At 61.8% G+C, this 2995-nt stretch carries 4 protein-coding genes; 2 read left to right on the plus strand and 2 right to left on the minus strand.

The genetic code is table 11. From position 1 onward, the window contains the following. Together VGH68_RS01600 and VGH68_RS01605 are read left to right on the plus strand one after the other, a co-directional pair. A partial coding sequence (locus tag VGH68_RS01600; protein ID WP_414696879.1) for a glycosyltransferase occupies positions 1 to 330 on the plus strand: 330 nt, incomplete at its 5' end. A 71-nt stretch (positions 331 to 401) separates the two neighbouring features. Further along, entirely contained in the window at positions 402 to 1439 is a 1038-nt protein-coding gene (locus tag VGH68_RS01605) for a glycosyltransferase (RefSeq protein WP_331601755.1), read from the plus strand. An 84-nt stretch (positions 1440 to 1523) separates the two neighbouring features. On the opposite strand, the gene VGH68_RS01610 is transcribed toward VGH68_RS01605, so the two are convergent. Further along, complete coding sequence (locus VGH68_RS01610; RefSeq protein WP_331601756.1) at positions 1524 to 2414, minus strand: hypothetical protein; 891 nt, start codon at positions 2412 to 2414, stop codon at positions 1524 to 1526. Beyond that, on the minus strand, positions 2411 to 2995 hold a 585-nt coding region (locus tag VGH68_RS01615; protein ID WP_331601757.1), incomplete at its 5' end, for a histidine phosphatase family protein. The genes VGH68_RS01610 and VGH68_RS01615, both read right to left, overlap by 4 nt.

A 2995-nucleotide genomic window follows, 5' to 3' on the forward strand; every position in this document is an offset into this window, starting at 1 on the left:
GCCGAGGCGATGGCGCTGGGGCAACCCGTCGTGGTCACGAACTTCTCCGGTAACGTCGACTTCTGCGAACCCGACACCGCGTTCCTCGTGGACGGCGAACTGGTGCCGCTGCGCCCCGGCGACTATCTGTTCGTCGAAGGCCAGTACTGGTGCGATCCGGAAGTATCGATTGCGGCCGAACAGCTCAAACGCATGATCGACGATGCGCCGCTGCGCGAGCGCATCGCGCAGGCGGGCAAGGCACGTATCGAGCGCGACTACTCGGTTCAGGCAGTCGCGCGCGCGTATGCTCAACGGTTGACGGACATTGCGGAGGCGAACATAAAATGACGCTGCGAGTATGTGGTCCGGACATTTTTTCGGGCGATGCGGTCGGAAATCACTGCATCGGTCTTGTTCGAATGGCTGAACGTCTCGGCATGACGGCCGAGCTGTATGCAAGCGGATTCGATGAGGGAACCCACGGAGTCCGCCCGCTTGAAGCGTTATTCGACGAGGTCCGCCGCGACGACCTCGTGCTGCTGAGCTACTCGATCTTCGATCCCTGTCTCGGGCGCATTCTCGCGCTCGACTGCAAGAAGATCTGCTATTTCCATGGTGTGACCGACCCGCAGTTGCTGCGCGCACTCGAACCGCGCACCGCGCAGTTGTGCGACAAGGCGCTAGCGCAACTGCCGCTGCTCGCGGGCTTCGACGCGCTCGTCGCAAACTCGCACGGCACCGCGAAAAGTCTGGCCGGCATCGTCGACACCGATGCGATCGCGGTCGTCCCGCCGGTGTTTCCCGACATGTACGTATTCCGGCGCGAGATGCCGCGTAGGGGCCGCAAGCGGCAAGAGCCGAATTTGCTGATGGTGGGCCGCGTGGTCCCGCATAAACGCGTCGAGGACGGTATCGAACTTCTGGCGCTGCTCAAACATCGCGACTTCAACGCGACGCTCAGCATCGTCGGCAGCACGCCGAACTACGATTGCCTGAAGTTTCTGATCAACCATGCGCGGCGCCTTGGCGTACTGGAACGGGTCGACTTCAAGGGCATGCTCGACGACGCCGATCTGTTCGAGTGTTTCGAGTCCGCCAACGGCTTGCTCGCGATGAGCCGGCATGAAGGCTTCTGCGTGCCGGTGCTCGAGGCGATGCACTACGGCAAGCCGGTGTTCGTGCGCGGCGGCACGGCCGCTGAGGAAATCTGTCCGCGAGACAGCGTATTCGACGCGCATGCGGAACTGGCGGCATGGGTACCGGTGGTGATGCAGCGGCTAGGGCAATGCGCTGGCCGCTGCCCGATCGACCTCGCTTATGTGCGGCATGCCGATGGCGTTCTGCAACGTGCCAGCGACGACGTGTGGCGCGCGCTATTCAGCGGCGTCGGTGTGGCGAGCGGGTTTGCCCGTGCGCGCGCAAGTGGGGCCGCCGCTTCCGTGCAGAAAAGAAGATAGCGAGTGACGGCGCGTATCACCGGATCGCGCCGCTAAACGCGTTGCATTAAAGCGCGTTGAATCAAAGCGCGTCGCATCAAAGCTCTACTTGCCGCCGCGGTCGAAGTCGATCGGCTGCCCGGTATGCGGATGCGGGTTCAACGCAAAGTGCGCGCGCACGTACTTCTGCGACAGCGTGCACAGCAGATCCATCAACGCAATCTGCTCGGGCGGAAAGACCGGCGCGCGATCGGCGGCATCGATCGGCTTTTGCATATACCGCACGATGTCCTTTTCGAAATCGCTGACGCAATAGTCCAGCACCTGGTCGCCCTCGATCGGATACGCGGCCACCTTCACTGGCGGATGCAGCGACAAATACGTGCTGAACAGACGCTCGGCGACGAACGGCAGAAACGGCGCGTCGTCGGAATGGATCGTGGGCTCCAGCACGCCGCGCGCGGCTTCGCTATCGCTTTGCGTTTCGAGGAAAGTGGCAATCGGCTCCAGCACCTTGCCGACATAGTTTTCCCAGAACGACTGCGAGCCGACCCAGAAATTGCAATAGCACAGCGTATGCGGGGACTGCCGCGGCGCTTCGCGCAGGTTCCAATCAATGCCAACCGCGTCGAGCAGTTGCTGACTGCGCTCGACGAGCCCCGGATGCGCATGCTCACCCTGCATCCACGCGGTATGCGAGAAATACGCGAGCTGCGGAAACGGATTGATCATGCAGACGTCGGCATCGGTATTGGCCTGCACGAACTCGATGAACCGACTGCCGTCTATGCGCGCCTTCAACGCGAATTTCGGCGAAAACAGCGCGGTGAAATCCTGCTCCAGATGCATGCCCTTGCGGTACATGTCGACGAGGATGTAGAACTCGCGCCACGCGGCGTGAGCGTTGTCGCGCAGCATCAGCGGATGAAAGGCCTGTTCCGAAAGGACCTGCCCCGGCGCGTAAAGCGGCTCGAAGATCTTGATCGATGCACTCATGACAGCCCCGCGATCTGCAAATAGAAGTTTCCGGTGTGCACGTTCTGCCGAAACAGCGTGATCGATGCGTTCGGCACCAGCACGTTGGGAAACTTCGACAGTGGAATATTCAGCAGATACTGTGAGATCACCGAGATCGGCCCCGCATGACACACGGCGGCGATCAAGCCCGGCTCGTCCGCATGCCGCAGCACTTCTTCCTCGACCCAGTTCACCGAACGCGCGGCCAGTTCAAGATGCGATTCGCCGCCCTCATAACGGTCCGACAGATGCTTGCCCCAATCGGGAAACGCCAGCCGGAAGTCTTCCGCTTTCCATGTCGCGAAGCGTCCCGCATTGGTTTCGCCGAGACGGCTATCGACCGTCCAGTCGCACTTGCCATTGAACAACACCTCGGCGGTTTGCAACGCCCGCCGCCAGGGGCTCGAAAAAACCCGGTCCGGCACGAGGCCGCGTTCTTCCATCAACGCGCGTAGCTGCGCGGCCTGCTGCATCCCGTGTTCCGTCAGCTCGTCCTGTTCGGTCGAGTTCAGCAGGCCGGCCACGTTGGCGAACGATTGGCCGTGGCGAATCAGAAGAAG

It is taken from the genome of Paraburkholderia sp. (assembly GCF_036488505.1).
Taxonomy (GTDB): Bacteria; Pseudomonadota; Gammaproteobacteria; order Burkholderiales; family Burkholderiaceae; genus Paraburkholderia.

Excerpts from the sequence above, each read along its gene's own strand:
- VGH68_RS01605 (WP_331601755.1), top strand. The coding sequence starts at position 402 with ATGGCTGAACGTCTCGGCATGACGGCCGAGCTGTATGCAAGCGGATTC.
- VGH68_RS01610 (WP_331601756.1), bottom strand. The coding sequence starts at position 2,414 with ATGAGTGCATCGATCAAGATCTTCGAGCCGCTTTACGCGCCGGGGCAG.